The organism is Flavipsychrobacter sp., assembly GCA_041392855.1.
Taxonomy (GTDB): Bacteria; Bacteroidota; Bacteroidia; order Chitinophagales; family Chitinophagaceae; genus UBA5543.
In genome coordinates, this window is record JAWKLD010000001.1 from 2,377,987 (window position 1) to 2,397,018 (window position 19,032).

Genomic DNA, 19,032 nt, shown 5'->3' on the forward strand with positions numbered 1-19,032 from the left:
ACCACTACAATATACTCTACCTTTTTTCAATGTTTAGTACTCCACTTAAGCAACTATAAGCATGTTCTTTTTGACTATCTGTTAATGTATAATCTGAAAATCTGTTTTTATGCAAGACATGAGTAACAAATTCCTTATTCAAGAAACGATAGTCGCTGTTGTTAATATAATAAGAGAAATGGCTGGGCCATATCCATTCACTATCACTAAGAATACGATATGGACCAATATTTTTATCCCCATCCATTAGCCATAACGTCAATGACAATAGAGGTACACCATTGTTAAGATATTCAATAACTATATCCACTTCAGAGTTGTTAAGAAACATCTCAGTGGAAGTATGAACCATATCCAAATACTCGTCCTTAATGATTCCTCTATCTTTGCCCGTCCTAAATCCTATAAATTTCATACATTAATCTATGCAGCCCTTGTTTGTGTTTATCACCAACAAGTAGTGTTACTTTCCGATACAGAACTTAGAAAAAATATAATCAAGCTTATCTTCTGTAGTTACTTGACCTGTTATCTCGCCAAGATAATGAAGGCATCTACGTACATCAAGCGCTATCAAGTCTCCGCTTATATTATTATCGAGTCCAGCTTTTATATCTTGTAGCGATTGTAATACTTCTTGCAATGAGGAATGATGACGAGCATTGGTAACAATAGTTCCTTCCATATTTACTTTGTCATCTATCACCTTATTGTATAGTGCTTCAAGTAGTTGATCAATATGTTGTTTTTGCTTTGCAGATATATATAGTACATCTTCGCCCAAAGACTTATCATTTATATCAGTCTTGTTGGCTACTAATAGATACTTCATCTCCTCTGCTTCAAAAACTTCCTTTTGCGCTTGTAACATTTCAGGCCTTTCTTCCTGCACATCAAACAGGTATACAACTATGTCTGCACGGCTCATGATATCTTTACTACGTTGTACCCCCATTGTCTCTATTACATCACTGGTATGCTCTCTTATACCTGCTGTGTCTATCAGGCGAAATAATATGCCTTTTATATTCAAGGTCTCTTCAATGCTATCGCGCGTAGTACCGGCAATATCGCTTACTATGGCACGCTCTTCGTTGAGTAGTGCATTGAGTAAAGTACTCTTACCTGCATTAGGTTTACCTACTATAGCTACACTTACTCCTTTTTTAATAACGTTCCCCAGGCTAAACGAACTAATGAGTCTTTGCGTGGTGGTTGTGAGTAGATTGATTAATTCGTAGAACATAGTTCTATCTGCAAACTCTACATCTTCCTCACTAAAATCTAGCTCTAGCTCTAGCAAAGCACTAAACTTTATGAGCTGCTCTCTTAATTCTTTCAGCTCATCGCTAAAACCGCCACGCAAATTATGTATGGCCGCCTTATGTGCTGCACTAGAATGGCTGGCAATTAAATCTGCAACTGCCTCAGCTTGCGTAAGATCCATCTTCCCATTCAAAAAAGCACGCTGTGTAAAGGCGCCTGCTTTTGCAAAATGAGCACCATTACGTAAACACAAATCCAATACACGTTCTAATACATACTGCGAGCCGTGGCAGCTTATTTCCACTACCTCTTCTCCCGTATAGCTTTTATTGCCTTTGTATATAGAAGCTACCACTTCGTCTATCACCTCTTCCCCATCCTTTATCTTACCAAAGTGTATAGTATGCGATGGCTGTTTGGCCAATACCTTTCCAAAGAATATTTTATCTGCTATAGTTATAGCATCAGCTCCACTCAACCTTATCACGCCAATAGCCCCCTCACCTGGTGGGGTAGCTATGGCTACAATCGTTTCATTTATATCGTACATCCGTCGGCAAAATTAGCTTAATTATTTACAGGCTGCCAAACTCTTCTTTTGTGATACGGTATGCCCACCACGATTCTTTTTCATCGCTCATTTCCTTCCAAAAGGTCATGCCTATTTTTTCCAAGACTCTAATGGAGGCTTTGTTTTCAGGATATAATTGTCCAATAATTTGTTCTAAACCCAACTGCTTGAAGCCATACTCCAAGCAAGCCAAGCTTGCCTCAGTTGCGTAGCCGTTGCCCCAATATTTAGGCTTCCATCTATAGCCTATATCTACTTCATCCATCTCCTCAATGTATTTCAATCCGCACCAGCCAATTATCTCCCCTGTTTCTTTGAGTGCTGTGGTCCATCTACCATACCCATACTTCTTATAATCAGGATAGTTGTGAATTCTTTCCCTTGTGTCTGCAGCAGACTTTGGAATAAAATCTCCTGTGTACCGATACACTTCGGGATCTGCATCCATTTCAAATATGTCTACAGCATCAGCCTCCACCATCTCCCTTAGTATTAATCGTTCTGTTTCTAGCTGTACTCCCATCATTTATTATTTAAATAGTCTTTTTTGAATAGTCGATAATACACACCAGGGTGTTCTTCAAAGTCAAACTCTTTCCAATAGGCCATGCCTATCTTTTCTAATACTCTGCGCGATGCCACATTATCTGTCATGGTTCTACCTACTATCAAATCAACATTATATTGATTAAAACCTATGTCAAGAGAAGCCTTACAAGCTTCTGTAGCATAACCTTTGTTCCAATACTTTCTTTTTAATCTATAGCCCAAGTCCACTTCATCTACCGATTTGATGTATTTCAGCCCACACCAGCCTAGCACTTCATTAGTTTCTTTGAGTACTACCGTCCATCTACCAAACCCTGTTTTCTCATACTCTTTATAGTTACGAATTAAATCGGCTGACTCTTCCACATTTTTAAATACATAGTCAGCTGTATATTTCATTACCTCTTCATCCAAATTCAGCTCATAAAAATCTTGAGCATCTTCCAGCGAAAACTCTCTTAATATTAGTCTATCTGTTATTACAACCTGTTTCATGCCAATTTGAATATGCAATATCCAAAATCATTTGCACTTTTGTGGTATGCGTGTTGTCATACAAAGAGTATCTAAAGCCAGTGTTACTATTGATAGTGTAGAAAAATCATCCATCCAGCAAGGATTTGTTATACTGCTAGGTATAGAAACAGAGGATAAAGAAGAAGATGCTGACTGGCTTTGTCAAAAGATATCGAAACTAAGAGTATTTGCTGATGAGGAAGGGCTAATGAATAAAGACATAAAAGATGCCAGTGGCAATGCCTTGGTAGTGAGCCAATTTACTCTACATGCTGCTTACAAAAAAGGAAATCGCCCTTCTTTTATTAAAGCTGCAAGACCTGAGCAGGCAATACCACTTTATGAGTATTTTGTTAAACAGCTATCACTACTCATTGCTAAGCAGGTAGCAACAGGTACCTTTGGAGCAGACATGAAAGTGGCATTAGTCAATGATGGCCCTGTAACTATAACAATGGATACTAAGAATAAGGAATGATATGATTTTTGATGACGATTATTTTATGAAGGAAGCCCTTAGGGAAGCTCAGCTTGCTTTCGATGCCGATGAGGTTCCTGTAGGTGCAGTGGTAGTATGGGGTACAAAAATAATAGCACGTGGTCATAACCAAACAGAGCAGTTAACAGACAGTACAGCTCATGCAGAAATGATCGCTCTTACTTCAGCCTTCAATAGCATTGGCAGCAAATATCTGCCTGAAGCTACGCTGTACGTTACGCTAGAACCTTGCCTCATGTGTTGTGGAGCTTTGTATTGGTCTAAAATAGGACGTATCGTTTACGGTGCTTCAGATACTAAAAATGGCTATCAAAAAACAACAGGAGAAAACTGGCCCTTTCACCCAAAAACACAATTGAGCAATGGTATTTTAGCTAAAGAGTGTGCACAATTAATGAAAGACTTTTTTGCAGCTAAGCGATGATATACAACTGGCATAAGGCAGAACATATAATAATAGAAGAACTGGAAGAGAACCAACCTATAGAGACGACGGTTGGCGACAAGACAATTGGCATCTTAAGAAAAGGACCAACACTATATGCTTTTGCTGCTACCTGCCCTCATGCGAGTGCACGCTTCTGTGATGGCTGGCTAGATGCTAGAGGACATATCACCTGCCCGTTACACAAATATAAATTTGACCCAGTTAATGGCAGAAACGTGAGTGGTGAAGGTTATAAACTAAAAACCTTCCCTGTTGAAATAAGAGCAGGTATAGTACACATAGGATTATAAAAGAGGAATAATGATGAAAACACCGGCATATTTAAAAAGAGGTTCAGTAGTAGGTATTACTTGCCCATCAGGTTATGTATCTCATGACAGGATAAGCTTTGCTGTAGAAACTTTAAAACTATGGGGCTTTGAAGTAGTGGTTGGCAATACTGTTGGGAATGAATATCATTATTTCTCAGGCACTGATGGAGAACGGCTGGCTGACCTTCAATCCATGCTGAACAACCCTAACATCGATGCCATACTAATGGGTAGAGGAGGCTATGGCATGAGTAGAATTATTGACCAAATAGATTTTACCAAATTTCTAGCACAACCTAAATGGATCTGTGGCTTTAGTGATATTACGGTTTTACATAGCCACATTAGCAAGCAGTTCCAAATACCCACCCTGCATAGCCCTATGTGTGGCGCCTTTACACCCGATACTATCAATAGCGATCATTTAAAGAACTTCTATGCTGCTTTGACAGGCGTATCACTACATTATCATACCGACCCTAATAAGTATGATAGATGGGGTGTAGCAGAAGCCCCTTTAGTGGGTGGCAACTTAGCAATATTAAGTCACTTGGTAGGCTCTGCTTCAGACATTGACACCTTTGGTAAAATTCTATTCATTGAAGATATCGGTGAGCATTTATACAAAGTAGACCGTATGATGCTTACTCTAAAACGAGCAGGCAAACTACATAATTTAAAAGGATTAATCGTTGGTGGCTTTACAGAAATGGAAGATACCGACCGACCTTTCGGCCAAACTGTAGAAGAAATTATCTGGGATAAAGTAAAAGACTATGACTATCCTGTTTGTTTTGGTTTTCCTTGCGGACATATAAATGAGAACTACACCTTGTCACTGGGTATGAAGCATAAACTGAACGTGACAGAACAAGGTGCTCACTTGGAGATGAATAACCTATTAACCATGTAGTATATTAGTTATTCTACTGCTATCCTTACACATAATACTGCAAACAACAATGTAACTGGGGTAAAAATGATCGCTTCTAAATTATTAATAGAGGTAATATTACCTATTGTATTTAAGGCAAAGAGTGCAGCTATCAACCATAATAAAAAAGTAATAAGCTTTCCGGGAACGATTCTTTTTATATACCCCCCTTTTACAGCTATTATAAAAGCTATAGCAAGGTTTAAGATTATAGATACCGATTCAAAACGATACATCTCTTGCTCCGTTTTCAATCGCCCTCCCCATGTTGCCTCATAGGGAATAAGCTGTGCGACGATCAGAAAATGGTAGACTAATATTGCTGACAATAAAAACAGCATAGTATTTACCGCAAAACGAAATGGAATTCTTTTTAGCATTCATGTATCTTTTTACTGTAAGACTTTTATTAAAAAAAGGATACTTATTTAATTTCCTCCTTCCAGCGTTTCATCCCCCCCGACAAATTGTAGATATTAGTTAACCCTTTAATTTCCAGTTTCTGTATGGCTATTACACTACGTATACCCTTTTCACAATATAATACTATATCTCCCGTAGTAGGTATTTCACTAATCCTTCTTGTCAATTCGTTTACGGGTATTAACTGCCCTCCTATATTGTAAGCATCATGCTCCCACTGCTCTCTAACGTCAATTAGTATAAAAGCCTTATCTTTGTCAATCCAACTCTTTAATTCTAAAGGAGTTATGTTTTTCATTATAGCCTTATCAATAAATGCTAAGTTAGTTTAACATTTCCGTAATACCATTATTCGTACATTTGCTGTTCAAACAATTAATGTAGATACATGAAACGTTTATTATTAACTATTACAGCAGCAAGTTTATTTTTAGCATCTTGTCAAGATGCTCCTAAAGCAGATAGCGCAGAAGCATCTGAAGCACAAGAAGTATCAAATGTAGAAGGTACTGAATACACCGCAAACACTGACCAAACAGTTGTAGAGTGGATCGGTACTAAACCAGTAGGTACTCATCACGGTACTGTTAAGGTTCAAAATGGTACATTGATAGTATCTGGCGACCAACTAACAGGCGGTAGCTTTGTTATGGACATCAAAAGCCTTTCGTCTGATGACCAAAACGACGAATACAATGCAAAACTTACTGGCCACCTTCTAAGTGAAGACTTCTTTAAAGCAGAGGAATTTCCTACTGGAAAATTCGAAATCACAGGTGTAACAGCAGGTGTTGAGCAAACAGAAGACTTAGTGATGAAAGATGCTACACATATGGTTACAGGTAATCTTACTTTAAAAGATGTAACTAAGAGCATTACCTTCCCTGCAAAAGTAGTAATGGGTGAGGGAAACATTATAGCAGACGCTAACTTCAATATCGATCGTACTCAATTTGGTATGGTATATGGTAACGACGAGAGCTTAGGTGATAAGTTCATCCGCCCAACAGTGAACCTACAAGTACACTTAGTGGCAGAACACCAAATGTAATTTCAGTTCTAGTTTATACTATAGAGGCGCTCTTATTAAGTAGCGCCTCTTTTTTTATTCAATTTCTTTATTAATAGCTTCCCAGAGCTTATCCTTTAGCTCTGATAGCCCTTGCTGAGCCACAGAGGATATGAACACATGTGGTATGTCTTTGGGCAATACTGATGATATCTCTTCTTTCAATTCATCATCCAACATATCACTCTTACTAATAGCTAGGATGATGTCTTTATCTAGTAACTCGGGATTATATTCCTTTAATTCATTTAAAAGAATATCGAATTCTTTTTTGTGATCGTCACTATCAGCAGGAATAAGAAATAACAAAACAGAGTTACGCTCAATATGTCTTAAGAAACGATGTCCTAAACCTTTACCTTCCGCTGCTCCCTCTATAATACCCGGCAAATCTGCTACACAAAAGGAACGTTCATCTCTATAAGGCACCATACCCAACTGCGGGGTGAGTGTAGTAAATGCGTAGTTAGCAATTTTAGGTTTGGCGGCACTTATTGTAGATAGTAATGTAGACTTGCCTGCATTAGGGAAACCTACCAAACCAACATCTGCCAATATCTTCAGCTCGAGGTACTTCCAACCTTCTACACCTTCTTCACCAGGTTGCGCATACTCTGGAGCTTGACGTGTAGCGGTAACATAGTGCAGGTTACCTTGGCCACCTCTACCTCCTCGCATCCATATCTTCTCTTCACCATCTTCCAATATCTCTAGCTCTACCTCGCCTGTTTCTTCATCCTTAGCTACAGTACCTAGAGGCACATCTATAATTATATCAGCACCATCTTTTCCTGTACAATTATTCTTACTACCGTTGGTACCATTTTCAGCAAGAATGTTCTTCTGGTACCTAAGGTGCAATAATGTCCACAAGTTGGCATTACCACGTAATATGACATGCCCTCCTCTACCACCATCACCTCCATCTGGCCCTGCCATTGGATTGTATTTGGTACGTGCAAAGTGCATGCTTCCCGCGCCCCCTTTTCCGGAACGACAGAATACCCGTATGTAGTCAACGAAATTTCCCTTCTCCACTATGCTGGTTGCAGATATTTATCTATCTCTTTACTTAGCTTACCGAATATCTCATCGATAGACCCTTCGCCTTTAACAATCTCCAGTTTTCCCTTTTGATTATAATATTCAGCTACAGGTGCAGTTTCAGCTCTGTAAACCTCAATACGCTTATTAGCTACCTCCTCATTATCATCAGACCTTCCAGAAGTTTTACCTCTTTCTACTAAACGCTTTACAAGCTCTTCTTTACTCACCTCTAAGGATAGTAATAGATCTATTTGCGTTTCTTTAAACTCCAATAACTTGTCTAAAGCTTCGGCCTGTGCTTTTGTACGTGGGAAGCCATCGAATATAAAACCACGAGCATCTTGATGCTCATCTATTTTACTGCTGATCATTCCTATCACCACCTCGTCAGGCACCAACATACCTTGGTCCATATACTTTTTAGCTTCAACACCTAAAGGTGTTTGATTACCTACCTCGCTACGCAAAAGGTCGCCGGTAGATATGTGTAATAGGTTATACTTTTCGGTGATAGTAGCTGATTGTGTTCCTTTTCCACTCCCCGGAGGGCCAAATAAAATCAAGTTGAACATAAATTCTTTAAAATGTTAAGAAGCACAAAAATAAGCATCCGCGCGGATATGTTCTTGCTCTTACCCATATTTAAGGTGTTTTTTATGCAAGATATTGTTAAAACCAACTCCGTTTAGTGTGGTTTACTGCTTATATAATCAGTTATTTTTTAGCTGCTTTTGCCCTACTGTCCGACGTTCCGTAGGATTTGATGCCTAATAATAACATCAAAAAAGAAAGTAACATTGTCTTAATCATCCCCTATATTTTAATAACAATATAAGAAAATAATATATGCCAAACTGGTATTTAACGCCCTACTTTTCCACAAAAAGCATTATTTCTTAAAAATCAAGGACTTAATGCTACCGTCCATTTTTATATAATCTCCTGGGGCTATATTATCTATGGTCAGCTTTCCTATGCTATGTCTTATTAAACGAAGTGTAGGGTATCCTACTGCTGCGGTCATCTTTTTTACCTGCCTGTTTTTCCCTTCAGTAAGTGTTAATGATACCCATGAGGTTGGGATATTTTTTCTAACTCTTATTGGCGGATTTCTATCATAAACTATGGGAGGTATTTCTAATTTTTTTGCTCTTGCCTTTTTAGTATGATATGGCTTACCATTAATAGAAATGGTAACGCCTTCTCTTAATTCTTGTATTGCCTCCTCTGTAATATCGTTATCAACCTGAATTAAATAAGTACGCTCATGTCCAAATTCAGGATTAAGTAATTTATTATTTATACTCTTATCATTGGTAAGTAATAATAAACCTTCCGTATCATAATCTAACCTGCCTACAGGGTACACATCTTTTGGAATATCTTTTAAATAATCTGCCAATGTTTCTTTATCACCTTCTTTTGAAAATTGAGAAAGCACTTGAAATGGTTTGTAAAAAACTATATACTCAAACTCCATAAAAAATAAGATAAGTGATGTACTAAATAAGAACGGAAGTTACTAAAAACAAAAAAGTCCGGCTAAGTTTGATAACTGCCGAACTTTTATTAGGATGGGTTAGTAAGCACAATCCTAACACAATATTAAAAATAAAATTTGCTACTAAAAAATAAACTTGTGTTTTTTTTTGATCGTTGAGAAATGTTGCTTCATACTATTCACAACTTATCAACAATTATCAACCGAGAAAAATAAAAACGTAAACTTTAAAACTGTGTAACAGTTACCAATCCTTATCTACTTTTATTGGCACACCTTTTCCCTTCTTCATCTTGTCTTGCAACTTCTTTTCTTCTTGCTGCAAAGCATTTAGTAGCTGTTCAGCTTGTTGCTTAGAAAGCTTACTGGGCATAGATTGTGGCTTCTTATCCTGTTGCTCTTGTTTATCTTTTTGTTGCTGTTGTTTATCTTGTTCGTCCTCTTTACCTTCTTTGTTTTCGTCTTTTTTATCCTGCTCTTTTTTGTCTTCTTTTTTATCTTGCTTGTCTTCGTTCTTATCCTTTTTATTTTTGTCGTCCTTGTCTTTTTTGTCTTTGTTCTTATCTTTTCCTCCACCACCTCCATTTTGTTTCTTAAGCATCTCTAAAGCGTAAGAAAGGTTGTATTTAGCATCCGCATCCTGAGGGTTTTTCCTTAAAGCTTCTTTATAAAACTTAGCGGCTTCTGCCCATTTCTTTTCTTCCATATAGGTATTACCTATGTTATAAGCAGCCTCTGCATATGCACCTGTATCTGTTGTAGTTTTAGAAAAGCCTTCCATTACTTTTCTAGTCTCATCATACTTTTTTTGTTTGTATAAAGAGTTACCATAGTTAAACCAACCATCCTTATTATTAGGGAATAGCGTTATAGCTTTTTGATACTCTTCTGTAGCTTCTTTATACTTCCCTTCTTTGTATAGCTTATTACCTTCTCGTACTTGTTTATTACTATACTGTGCCTGCGCGTGAGTGTACGTTGCTAAACAAGCTACAAGAGATAATAATATAATACGTAAAGTCTTCATTCGGCTACACTATTTTTTAGTTTTCAACTTACCCGCTGGCAAGAACCATTCAATGATTAAGATGATCAATGCAATCAGTAAAAAATACTGGAAATAGCTGGCGTAGTCAACAAACACTACAGACCCTAGCTTCTTTTGCTCCATACCGTTAAGCTCATCTACAAGCTTACTCGCTGCACGGTTTGTATTGGTCAAGTAGGTATATGTTCCTCTGCCATAAGTGGCTATATCTTTCAAGGCATCTTCATTCAGCTTGCTAATAACAGGATTCCCATCATCATCAAGCTTAATGGACTTAGTAGCGGGATCAAATATTGTCGTACCATCTCTTGAACCCACACCTACAGTATGTACAACAACCCCTGTTTCTGCAGCCTCCTTTACTTTCTCTTTGGCATTCTCATCATGGTCTTCACCATCGGATATAACTATTAGCGATTTGTATTTTTTCTCTTTTTGAGAAAATGACTTCATAGCAAGATCTACAGCATCACCTATTACAGTACCTTGAGTAGGTACCAGATCAGGACCGGCATTTTGCAACATCATGCGCATAGCACTATAATCTATGGTAAGTGGCACTTGTAGATAAGCTCGTCCAGCAAATACAACCAAAGCTACACGATCGTTGCTCATCTTATCCATCATTGACAATACCAGCTGCTTAGCTCTAGTAAGCCTATCCGGTTGTATGTCTTTGGCTAACATACTTTTACTCACGTCTAGCGCTATGATCACATCCACGCCACTACGCTCAACTTTTTCAGTATTGGCACCCATCTGCAAGTTAGCCCAGCCTATAATAGCTATTGCCAATGCCAGTGTCATTAGTGTGAACTTGAGCGTAAGCCTACCGGGTATAGCACCGAGCAGTTGTGTCTTTATGAGCCTTTCTTCTCCTAGCCCTTGTTGCTTTTTTTTGCGCCAATATACCATCCATACAAATAGCAGTACCAATAATGGAATGGCTATAAGCAAACCTAAATGTGATATGTGCTGAAAGCGTAACATATATAAAATAGAACAACTGCAAATTTAACCTTGTAAGTTATTTATGAGCATTATAGCTCATGATTTTTAATTTCTTTAACACACAATCCACAGACAGTACTAATTGATGCGCAATAATGTAGATTTGCAATCATGCAGGAATATCTGAAGGGGCTTAATGAACAACAAAAAATAGCCGTAGAACATATTGAGGGACCAATAATGATCGTTGCTGGTGCCGGTAGTGGAAAAACCAAGGTATTAACTACACGTATAGCCCACCTAATGGGGCAAGGTGTGGATGCGTTTAATATACTCGCGCTGACTTTTACCAACAAAGCAGCAAAGGAAATGAAAGAACGTATCGAACTCATATTAGGCAATTCTGAAGCTCGTAATTTATACATAGGTACTTTCCACTCTGTATTCGCAAAAATACTCCGTGCCGAAGCCGATAAACTTGGTTACCCTAACAACTTTACAATATATGATACCGATGACGCTAAAAATGTCATCAAAACAATTGTCAAGGCAATGAACCTTGACGACAAGCACTATAAGCCTAATTACATCTACAACCGTATATCTGCTGCTAAAAATGGCTTAATTGACTATAACACGTATAAGCAAGATACTTTTATACAACAAGAAGATGCTAGAAGTAGCAGGCCACTAATTGGCGAAATATATGAACAGTATGCTAAGCGTTGCTTTAGAAACGGGGCTATGGACTTTGACGATCTACTCTTTAATATGTTCATTCTTTTATCTAGAGTACCGGAAGTGCTAGCTAAGTACCAACACCGCTTCAAGTTCATACTAATAGATGAGTATCAAGATACCAACTTGGCACAGTATCAAATAATAAAAATGCTTGGGGCAGTACACGAAAACATATGCGTAGTAGGTGATGATGCACAAAGTATCTATTCTTTCCGTGGAGCTACCGTGCAAAACATTCTACAGTTTCAAGACGACTATGAGGATGTAAAGGTGGTAAAGCTGGAACAAAACTATAGAAGCACCCAATCTATTCTTAATGTTGCCAATACAATTATATCTAACAATAAAAACCAGATACCTAAAGACCTTTGGACAGACAATAGCCTTGGTGACAAAATAAAGCTCGTACGTACACTGACTGATAATGACGAAGGACGCTTCATTGCTGATGCAATAACAGAAATGAAATTGCGCAACCACTATGCCAATAAAGACTTTGCCATACTTTACCGTACCAATGCGCAAAGCCGTTCCTTTGAAGAAAGTCTCCGTAGGATGAATATCCCCTATAAACTATATGGTGGTGTTTCTTTCTATCAACGTAAGGAGATCAAGGACTACCTAGCTTATCTACGTCTTATCGTTAACAAACAAGACGAAGAGAACCTAAAACGCATTATCAACTACCCTGCAAGAGGTATTGGAAAAACCAGCTTGGAGCGTATGATAGTTGTAGCCAATGAGCACAACGTTACTCTATGGGATGTATTACAAACACCTCAATCAGCAGGATTAAAAGGTGCCGCTAGTAATGCCATTGAAAACTTTGTGATAATGGTTAAGAGTTTTCAAACCTTATTAGAAAAGCAAAACGCATACGATGTTGCCTTCGCTGTTGGTAAACATACAGGTTTAGTACAAGATCTATACAACGACAAATCAGTAGAAGGTCTAGCTCGATATGAAAACGTACAGGAGTTACTTAACTCAATAAAAGAGTTTACAGAAACGCCAGATGAAGAAGGAGAATTAAAAGACAAATCTTTAGGTAGCTACTTACAACAAATATCGCTACTTACTGATGCAGATAATGAGAATGAAGAAGATCAGGATACTGTAAAACTGATGACCATACACGCCGCTAAAGGTCTGGAGTTTCCATGCGTCTTCTCTGTTGGATTGGAAGAAAACCTCTTTCCAAGTGCTATGAGCATGTACGACAGAGCCGATCTGGAGGAAGAGCGCCGCTTGTTTTATGTGAGCACCACCCGCGCTAAAGAAAAGCTATGGGTGACTTATGCTAATAGTCGCTACAGATTTGGAAATTTAGTACAAAATGAACCAAGTAGGTTTATAGACGAGATACCGGAACAATACCTAGACCGTACCTATACAGGTATGAACAGTACTGCAACTGGATCAGTTGGCTCTTTTGGCAACAGACTTGGCAGAAATAAATCTTTTGACAAAGCTCCTTCATTAAAAAAATTAGCTGATAAACTAAATCAAAAAGCACCTCCTGCTCACAGCCCTGCTGCCGATTTTAAAGCTGACGACCCGATGGAAATGGAAGTAGGAATGGATATTGAACATATCAAATTTGGCTTTGGGAAAATAACAAGCATTGAGGGTGGTGCTAATAATAGAATAGCTACAATAGAGTTTCAAGAAGGACATGGTACTAAAAAAATAATGCTCAACTACGCTAAGATTAAGATAGTTAGGTGACGAATCACATTCGTTACAGTTACCTTTAATATGTTAAAAGCTCCTTAATAAGGAGCTTTTTTTATGGAAAGGCTATTCTCATTGCACCTCAAAACAAAAAACTAAACTATGCGTATATCCATCTTGGTATTTCTTCTAGCTAGCTTTCTGGCCAATACCACATCCCACGCCCAAAAACAAGTGCGTGTAGACATTAAAGAAGCAACAGTATTTCTCAGAGGTGCAGAGCTTACCAGCACTACTAACACAAGCATTCCTAAAGGGGAATCAGAAATATTATTTACCAATATTGCTGGCAATGTCAATGAACAAAGTCTGAATATTGGTGCTTCTAATGGTGTAGTGGTGCAATCTGCCACTTTTCAAAACAACTATTTAGTTGATGATAATCTATCACCACGTGCACAAGAAATAAAGGATAGTATTGAACTGGTACAGAACAAACGCAATAGGTACAATAATGAGCTGAGTGTGATTAATGAACAAGTGGCCATACTTAGTCAGAATAGAAAAGTAACTGGTGAGGATAAGGGGCTATCGGTAGTAGAGTTGCAAAAAATGCTTGACTTAGTCAAAAACAGGATGGGTGCTCTTCTTAATGAAAAAGATGCATTAGCTATCAAAGTAAAAGACGCAGACCAGCTTATCAAAAAGCTAAACCAACAGCTACAACAAGAAAAGAACAAGGGATTTCAACCAGGTGGTCAGTTATTGGTGAAGTTTTATGCCACCAAGGCTACTACTACTAATGTTCACATATCTTATGTAGTACCGAACGCAGGATGGACACCTACTTATGACCTACGTGTAGATAAAATAAATGCTCCGGTACAACTATTCTACAAAGCACATGTATATCAAAACAGTGGTGTAAGTTGGAATAACGTAAAGCTATCTCTTTCTACAGGCAACCCTAACGAGGGAGCGCAAGCTCCGGTAATGCACCCTTGGCGCTTAGCCTTCTATACGCCTCGTCCTATTAACTATAGAAACAATGCCTATAACAATGGTTCGGGTGCCGGTAAGTATAACGCAGACATGGCAGAAGCCAAAAGCTTGAGCAGCTACGACAGAGAAATAGCGATCAATGAAGCTGCTCCAAGTAGTATCAATGATTTTGTACAAGTAGACAACAGCGGCATTGCCACATCGTTTGATATAGACCTACCTTATACCATTTTAAGCAATGGGCAAAAACAAACTGTGGCTATCAAAAAACATGAACTACCCGCTACATATCGTTACTATGCAGTACCTAAAATTGACAGGGACGCTTTCCTTCAAGCACAAGTAACAGACTGGGAAGATCTAAATCTACTGCCTGCACAAACCAATATTTTCTTTGAAGACACCTATGTAGGGCAAGGGTATATTGATGTCCGTAATGTAAAAGACACAATGACACTATCACTAGGTAGAGATAAGAAGGTAATAATTCGTAGAGAGTGTGAAAAACACTTACGTAGCGAACGTACGATAGGAACTAATGTCAAGAAAAACTACAACTATGCTATAAGTGTTCGTAATACAAGAAACGAACCTTTAAACATAACCCTGCTAGACCAAATACCGATAAGTAACGATAAGGATATAGTAATAGAGGATAAGAAATACAAAGGTGCTAACTATAACGAAACTACTGGTGCCGTTACCTGGAAACTAAATATAAAAGCCAATGAAACACAAAAGCTAGACTTAGGTTTCACGGTCAAGTATCCTAAAGGCAAAAACATTAATTTATAAGAAGCGATAGATTCATAAAAAAGCCTCACAAAATGTGAGGCTTTTTCTATTTCTTTTCAAATCTAATTTCTCGGAGTATAAATTTGTTATCCAACACTTTCATTACCACATATAATTGGTAATTACCGTTAGATGTTATCAGATTACCAATTGCGTATTTGGTTTTTGGTCCTGCATTGGCACTACTCTGTATTACTTTAAAATCTTTAACGGCATTTTTATTAAAAAAATCTTTTAATATGATCTCTGCCTGCGCATCGCTGTAAGATGCTTGATTATTATTAATGGTAATAGCCACTACTTTATCAAAGTATTTGCCCATACCAGTAACATTTCCCGTACGCACATAGTTCACAACGTCCTCAAGCTCATCGGCTTGTGCCGATGTTGCTACGAATACGGAGCATAATATTGTGATTACTATTTTCTTTAATAACTGTTTCATTCTTTCTACAGACTCTTCTGCTCATTTAGCAAATTTTAATACTGCAAAAAACTTGCCAAAACACCCGTTTTTTAACTTATTGTTTAATATTTCACATAAGCTTTACTAAAAGGGTACTAAATATACAGTTTTTTATCAATTAGTTATATATCAATTTATCACATTAAAACTAAGGATATATCAATGAAAATTGGCTGAAATTGTACTTTTGCTTCCATGTCGAAAAAAGTAATGCTCATTATTATGGACGGGTGGGGTCACGGTCAGAACAAAAAGACTGATGCCATTGCCAATGCAAACACGCCATTTGTTTCTTCTTTATATGACAAATATCCCAACTCTGAACTCATTACTTGTGGCGAAGCGGTGGGGCTGCCTGAAGGGCAAATGGGCAATTCTGAAGTAGGACACCTAAATATAGGCGCAGGCAGGATTGTCTACCAAGAGCTACAACGTATTAATGTAGCCATAAGAGATAAGGAAATCGACAAAAACCCTGCCTTATTGGCTGCTTTTGATAAGGCTAAAGCCAATAATAGCACGCTACACTATATAGGATTAGTGAGCGATGGGGGGGTGCATTCCCATACCAACCATTTGAAAGCTTTATGCAGCCTTGCTAAGGATAATGGAGTACCTCATACGGCAGTACATGCTTTTACCGATGGTAGAGATACCGATCCTAAAGGCGGATATGGTTACATAAAAGACCTGCTCCCACATTTGGAGAAAACAGGGGCACAATTGGCTACTATCTGTGGTAGATACTATGCTATGGATAGAGACAAGCGCTGGGAAAGAGTAGCACTTGCATATAAGGCACTAACAAAAGGTGAAGGACAAAAAACAACTAGTCCGCTTGAGGCTATACAAGCATCTTATAATAATGATGTTACAGATGAGTTTATCCAACCTATTATAGTTACTGGTAACGATGGACAACCTATTGCCAATATAAAAGATGGCGATGTAGTTGTATGTTTTAACTTCCGTACGGATAGATGCAGGGAAATAACCATTGCTTTAACACAACAAGCTTTTCCCGAACAAGGTATGACTCCTCTTGACTTGCATTATGTAACCATGACGGAGTACGATAAGACCTATAAAAATGTCAATGTCATTTTTCATAAAGACAATCTTAACAACACCCTTGGTGAAGTATTAGAAAAAAATGGCAAAAAGCAGATCCGCATTGCAGAAACGGAGAAATACCCGCACGTTACCTTCTTCTTCTCAGGTGGTAGAGAACTACCATTTGAAGGTGAAAAAAGATTGATGGCTGACTCGCCAAAAGATGTGGCTACTTATGATGAAAAACCTGAAATGAGTGCACACGAATTAACAGCACTTATTTTACCTGAAATAAAAAACGAATCTGCTGATTTTATTTGCCTAAACTTCGCTAATGCCGACATGGTAGGACATACAGGTGTGTGGGAAGCGGCTATAAAAGCCGCAGAAACTGTAGACCATTGCGTTGGTCAATTAGTACCAGCTGCTTTGGGAAAAAACTATACTATATTCCTTACTGCAGACCATGGCAACTCTGATCTATTAGTTAATGAAGATGGTACACCAAACACAGCACATACACTAAACCCTGTGCCTCTGTTTGTCATAGACAACGACTTTAATGGAACTGTAGATCCTGGTAAGCTAGGAGACCTAGCCCCAACTATTTTAAAACACATGGGGATACGTATTCCTGAGGATATGACGGGTGATGTATTGACTGATTAGAGTATTTACTATCGTGCGATCCAAAGCTCAGGATTGGTCTTGTTAGCACCACTCCATACTTGGAAGTTGATGAAGCTTTCCCCTTCATCATTAATGTCTACTTTACCAATAGTTTGTTTAGTGGCAACTTTATCTCCTTTCTTTACAGTTACCTTGGAAAGGCGGGAGTATAATGTAAAATAGTGCCCATGATTGATAATAACATTCCAACCCATATCGTCAATAAACAGAACATTAGTAACCGTACCATTAAAGACAGCCCTCGCCGGAGCACCGGGATCAGTACCTATATCAATTCCGTTATTATCCATCTCCACCTTTTCGGCAATAGGGTGCTGATATTTACCAAACTTAATAGCGATATATCCCTTTTCTACAGGCCAAGGCAGCTTACCTTTATTATTGGCAAAATCATTAGATAGTGCTGTAGCCTCTGGCGTCATAGGGTGGTTGAAAGTCCTTACAGGCTTTGTAGACTTTGGCGGCGCAGTTTCTGCAGGCTTAGGTTTGGGGGCACTATTGGTTACTGTTACGTTACTACCATTTCCTACATCATTAATGCTCTTGGCAGCAGCAAGCGCTGCTTGTCTTTCTTTTTCTTGTTGCAGCCTTCTAGCTTCTTCTTCTTTACGTCTTCTCTCCTCTTCTGCTGCCTTTTTTCTAGCTATCTCTATCTCTCTTCGTATGATCTCTTGTACCGCATTATCTAACTTCTTAGCGGCAACTTTGTTCTTATTTATTTTAGCTAAAAGCTCCTTTTCTCTTCCTTTTAGTTGGCGCACCATTTCATCTGTCTGGTCACGTTCTTCCTGTACTGCTTGTCTTTGTTTTTCTTCTGCAGCCAAAAGTTCATCTTTTTTATCCCTTTCAGAGTTGAGCGTCTTTATTTGATCTTCGAGCTTTACTTGTGTCAGGCGTATTTGCTCCGCCTGATCCTTTCTGAAATCACGGTATTTTTTCAGGTATTTTAACCTCCTTAAAGCTTCATTGAAATCATCAGAAGAAAATAGGAAGGATAACATATCATAAGAGCTCCTGCTCTTATAAGCATACCTAACAGACTGTGCATAGCGCATTTTCAATACTCCCAGCTTCTTCCTTAGATCACCTATCTCATCCGTAGAGCCTTTGATGCTATTATCTAGCTGCTTCATCTCCAAATTGATATTGTTGATGAGCTTTTGACGCTTATACAGCTTATTCTTAATAGCGCGAAGCTGCCCCATCGTCACGCGGGTATCTTTCTTTGTAGCTTCTAACTGTGCCTGCGTTTCTTTTATATCCTTTAAAATATCCGAACGTCTCTTTTCCAGCTCAGCACGCGAAGGCTGCTGTGCAGAAGCAACTAGGGAAAAGGCCAAGAAAAATAGCGTGGCAAGAGTACGCATGAATATCAGGTTTTCTAAAGCAACAAAAATAACTAAATATAGTCCCTATCTAAGTATTGAGCAGTTTTTTATGATGATTTTTACTCTTTTTTCTATAAACAGCATCTTATA

21 protein-coding genes are annotated in these 19,032 nt (G+C 38.3%); 8 read left to right on the top strand and 13 right to left on the bottom strand.

What is annotated here, in order from left to right; translation table 11 throughout:
- Positions 1-16 precede the first annotated feature (16 nt).
- From R2800_11035 to R2800_11050, 4 genes are all read right to left on the bottom strand, one after another.
- The gene (locus tag R2800_11035; GenBank protein ID MEZ5017577.1) at positions 17-352 is read right to left on the bottom strand and encodes a hypothetical protein; all 336 of its coding nucleotides are present in this window, start codon (positions 350-352) and stop codon (positions 17-19) included.
- Positions 353-463: 111 nt separating this feature from the next.
- Positions 464-1,816 carry a tRNA uridine-5-carboxymethylaminomethyl(34) synthesis GTPase MnmE gene (mnmE, locus tag R2800_11040; protein MEZ5017578.1) on the bottom strand — a complete coding sequence of 451 codons (1,353 nt, stop codon included), beginning with the start codon at positions 1,814-1,816 and terminating at the stop codon, positions 464-466.
- A 25-nt stretch (positions 1,817-1,841) separates the two neighbouring features.
- Positions 1,842-2,363: a GNAT family N-acetyltransferase gene (locus R2800_11045; protein ID MEZ5017579.1), complete on the bottom strand. Its 522-nt coding sequence runs from the start codon at positions 2,361-2,363 to the stop codon at positions 1,842-1,844.
- Positions 2,360-2,881, bottom strand: a complete 522-nt coding sequence (locus R2800_11050) for a GNAT family N-acetyltransferase (protein ID MEZ5017580.1) — start codon at positions 2,879-2,881, stop codon at positions 2,360-2,362. The genes R2800_11045 and R2800_11050 overlap by 4 nt, the downstream gene beginning before the upstream one ends.
- Positions 2,882-2,927: 46 nt before the next feature.
- On the opposite strand from R2800_11050, the gene dtd reads away from it, so the two are divergent.
- Genes dtd through R2800_11070 form a run of 4 tightly spaced genes read left to right on the top strand, consistent with a single transcriptional unit; the run spans position 2,928 to position 5,073 of the window.
- A complete protein-coding gene (gene dtd / locus R2800_11055; protein ID MEZ5017581.1) occupies positions 2,928-3,380 on the top strand; it encodes a D-aminoacyl-tRNA deacylase in 453 nt (150 codons plus the stop codon).
- A 1-nt stretch (position 3,381) separates the two neighbouring features.
- Complete coding sequence (locus R2800_11060) at positions 3,382-3,825, top strand: nucleoside deaminase (protein MEZ5017582.1); 444 nt, start codon at positions 3,382-3,384, stop codon at positions 3,823-3,825.
- On the top strand, positions 3,822-4,139 hold the full coding sequence (locus tag R2800_11065; GenBank protein MEZ5017583.1) for a Rieske 2Fe-2S domain-containing protein: 318 nt from the start codon (positions 3,822-3,824) through the stop codon (positions 4,137-4,139). Before R2800_11060 ends, R2800_11065 begins: the two co-directional genes overlap by 4 nt.
- Positions 4,140-4,149: 10 nt before the next feature.
- Positions 4,150-5,073 (top strand): LD-carboxypeptidase, encoded by a 924-nt coding sequence (locus tag R2800_11070; GenBank protein ID MEZ5017584.1) that lies wholly within the window; start codon positions 4,150-4,152, stop codon positions 5,071-5,073.
- A gap of 8 nt (positions 5,074-5,081) precedes the next feature.
- Here R2800_11070 and R2800_11075 read toward each other — a convergent pair whose 3' ends face one another.
- Both R2800_11075 and R2800_11080 read right to left on the bottom strand, forming a co-directional pair.
- On the bottom strand, positions 5,082-5,474 hold the full coding sequence (locus R2800_11075; protein ID MEZ5017585.1) for a hypothetical protein: 393 nt from the start codon (positions 5,472-5,474) through the stop codon (positions 5,082-5,084).
- 44 nt (positions 5,475-5,518) lie between these two features.
- Positions 5,519-5,815, bottom strand: coding sequence for a rhodanese-like domain-containing protein (locus R2800_11080; protein ID MEZ5017586.1), 297 nt, complete (start codon positions 5,813-5,815; stop codon positions 5,519-5,521).
- A gap of 90 nt (positions 5,816-5,905) precedes the next feature.
- Between R2800_11080 and R2800_11085 the strand changes: the two genes are divergently transcribed.
- On the top strand, positions 5,906-6,568 hold the full coding sequence (locus tag R2800_11085; protein MEZ5017587.1) for a YceI family protein: 663 nt from the start codon (positions 5,906-5,908) through the stop codon (positions 6,566-6,568).
- Positions 6,569-6,622: 54 nt separating this feature from the next.
- Here the strand turns inward: R2800_11085 and obgE are convergent, their stop codons facing one another.
- The 5 genes from obgE to R2800_11110 all read right to left on the bottom strand — a co-directional run bounded on the left by obgE (position 6,623) and on the right by R2800_11110 (position 11,172).
- The gene (gene obgE, locus R2800_11090) at positions 6,623-7,624 is read right to left on the bottom strand and encodes a GTPase ObgE (GenBank protein MEZ5017588.1); all 1,002 of its coding nucleotides are present in this window, start codon (positions 7,622-7,624) and stop codon (positions 6,623-6,625) included.
- Positions 7,624-8,205 carry an adenylate kinase gene (locus R2800_11095; GenBank protein MEZ5017589.1) on the bottom strand — a complete coding sequence of 194 codons (582 nt, stop codon included), beginning with the start codon at positions 8,203-8,205 and terminating at the stop codon, positions 7,624-7,626. Before R2800_11095 ends, obgE begins: the two co-directional genes overlap by 1 nt.
- Before the next feature lie 317 nt (positions 8,206-8,522).
- Entirely contained in the window at positions 8,523-9,113 is a 591-nt protein-coding gene (locus R2800_11100; GenBank protein ID MEZ5017590.1) for a pseudouridine synthase, read from the bottom strand.
- 265 nt (positions 9,114-9,378) lie between these two features.
- Positions 9,379-10,161, bottom strand: a complete 783-nt coding sequence (locus tag R2800_11105) for a tetratricopeptide repeat protein (protein MEZ5017591.1) — start codon at positions 10,159-10,161, stop codon at positions 9,379-9,381.
- A 9-nt stretch (positions 10,162-10,170) separates the two neighbouring features.
- Positions 10,171-11,172: a VWA domain-containing protein gene (locus tag R2800_11110; GenBank protein MEZ5017592.1), complete on the bottom strand. Its 1,002-nt coding sequence runs from the start codon at positions 11,170-11,172 to the stop codon at positions 10,171-10,173.
- 132 nt (positions 11,173-11,304) lie between these two features.
- Here R2800_11110 and R2800_11115 point away from each other — a divergent pair, with 132 nt between their 5' ends.
- Complete coding sequence (locus R2800_11115) at positions 11,305-13,602, top strand: 3'-5' exonuclease (GenBank protein MEZ5017593.1); 2,298 nt, start codon at positions 11,305-11,307, stop codon at positions 13,600-13,602.
- Between the two features lie 108 nt (positions 13,603-13,710).
- The gene (locus R2800_11120; protein ID MEZ5017594.1) at positions 13,711-15,345 is read left to right on the top strand and encodes a DUF4139 domain-containing protein; all 1,635 of its coding nucleotides are present in this window, start codon (positions 13,711-13,713) and stop codon (positions 15,343-15,345) included.
- 46 nt (positions 15,346-15,391) lie between these two features.
- Here R2800_11120 and R2800_11125 read toward each other — a convergent pair whose 3' ends face one another.
- Positions 15,392-15,790 (bottom strand): DUF4783 domain-containing protein, encoded by a 399-nt coding sequence (locus R2800_11125; GenBank protein MEZ5017595.1) that lies wholly within the window; start codon positions 15,788-15,790, stop codon positions 15,392-15,394.
- A gap of 216 nt (positions 15,791-16,006) precedes the next feature.
- On the opposite strand from R2800_11125, the gene gpmI reads away from it, so the two are divergent.
- Positions 16,007-17,533, top strand: coding sequence for a 2,3-bisphosphoglycerate-independent phosphoglycerate mutase (gpmI, locus tag R2800_11130; GenBank protein MEZ5017596.1), 1,527 nt, complete (start codon positions 16,007-16,009; stop codon positions 17,531-17,533).
- An 8-nt stretch (positions 17,534-17,541) separates the two neighbouring features.
- Here the strand turns inward: gpmI and R2800_11135 are convergent, their stop codons facing one another.
- Entirely contained in the window at positions 17,542-18,921 is a 1,380-nt protein-coding gene (locus tag R2800_11135; GenBank protein ID MEZ5017597.1) for a peptidoglycan DD-metalloendopeptidase family protein, read from the bottom strand.
- Between the last annotated feature and the right edge of the window lie 111 nt (positions 18,922-19,032).

Bases quoted from the DNA above. Each gene is read 5' to 3' on its own strand.
- R2800_11035 (MEZ5017577.1), bottom strand. From the start codon at position 352: ATGGTTCATACTTCCACTGAGATGTTTCTTAACAACTCTGAAGTGGAT.
- mnmE (MEZ5017578.1), bottom strand. From the start codon at position 1,816: ATGTACGATATAAATGAAACGATTGTAGCCATAGCTACCCCACCAGGT.
- R2800_11045 (MEZ5017579.1), bottom strand. From the start codon at position 2,363: ATGATGGGAGTACAGCTAGAAACAGAACGATTAATACTAAGGGAGATG.
- R2800_11050 (MEZ5017580.1), bottom strand. From the start codon at position 2,881: ATGAAACAGGTTGTAATAACAGATAGACTAATATTAAGAGAGTTTTCG.
- dtd (MEZ5017581.1), top strand. From the start codon at position 2,928: ATGCGTGTTGTCATACAAAGAGTATCTAAAGCCAGTGTTACTATTGAT.
- R2800_11060 (MEZ5017582.1), top strand. From the start codon at position 3,382: ATGATTTTTGATGACGATTATTTTATGAAGGAAGCCCTTAGGGAAGCT.
- R2800_11065 (MEZ5017583.1), top strand. From the start codon at position 3,822: ATGATATACAACTGGCATAAGGCAGAACATATAATAATAGAAGAACTG.
- R2800_11070 (MEZ5017584.1), top strand. From the start codon at position 4,150: ATGATGAAAACACCGGCATATTTAAAAAGAGGTTCAGTAGTAGGTATT.
- R2800_11075 (MEZ5017585.1), bottom strand. From the start codon at position 5,474: ATGCTAAAAAGAATTCCATTTCGTTTTGCGGTAAATACTATGCTGTTT.
- R2800_11080 (MEZ5017586.1), bottom strand. From the start codon at position 5,815: ATGAAAAACATAACTCCTTTAGAATTAAAGAGTTGGATTGACAAAGAT.
- R2800_11085 (MEZ5017587.1), top strand. From the start codon at position 5,906: ATGAAACGTTTATTATTAACTATTACAGCAGCAAGTTTATTTTTAGCA.
- R2800_11095 (MEZ5017589.1), bottom strand. From the start codon at position 8,205: ATGTTCAACTTGATTTTATTTGGCCCTCCGGGGAGTGGAAAAGGAACA.
- R2800_11100 (MEZ5017590.1), bottom strand. From the start codon at position 9,113: ATGGAGTTTGAGTATATAGTTTTTTACAAACCATTTCAAGTGCTTTCT.
- R2800_11105 (MEZ5017591.1), bottom strand. From the start codon at position 10,161: ATGAAGACTTTACGTATTATATTATTATCTCTTGTAGCTTGTTTAGCA.
- R2800_11110 (MEZ5017592.1), bottom strand. From the start codon at position 11,172: ATGTTACGCTTTCAGCACATATCACATTTAGGTTTGCTTATAGCCATT.
- R2800_11115 (MEZ5017593.1), top strand. From the start codon at position 11,305: ATGCAGGAATATCTGAAGGGGCTTAATGAACAACAAAAAATAGCCGTA.
- R2800_11120 (MEZ5017594.1), top strand. From the start codon at position 13,711: ATGCGTATATCCATCTTGGTATTTCTTCTAGCTAGCTTTCTGGCCAAT.
- R2800_11125 (MEZ5017595.1), bottom strand. From the start codon at position 15,790: ATGAAACAGTTATTAAAGAAAATAGTAATCACAATATTATGCTCCGTA.
- gpmI (MEZ5017596.1), top strand. From the start codon at position 16,007: ATGTCGAAAAAAGTAATGCTCATTATTATGGACGGGTGGGGTCACGGT.
- R2800_11135 (MEZ5017597.1), bottom strand. From the start codon at position 18,921: ATGCGTACTCTTGCCACGCTATTTTTCTTGGCCTTTTCCCTAGTTGCT.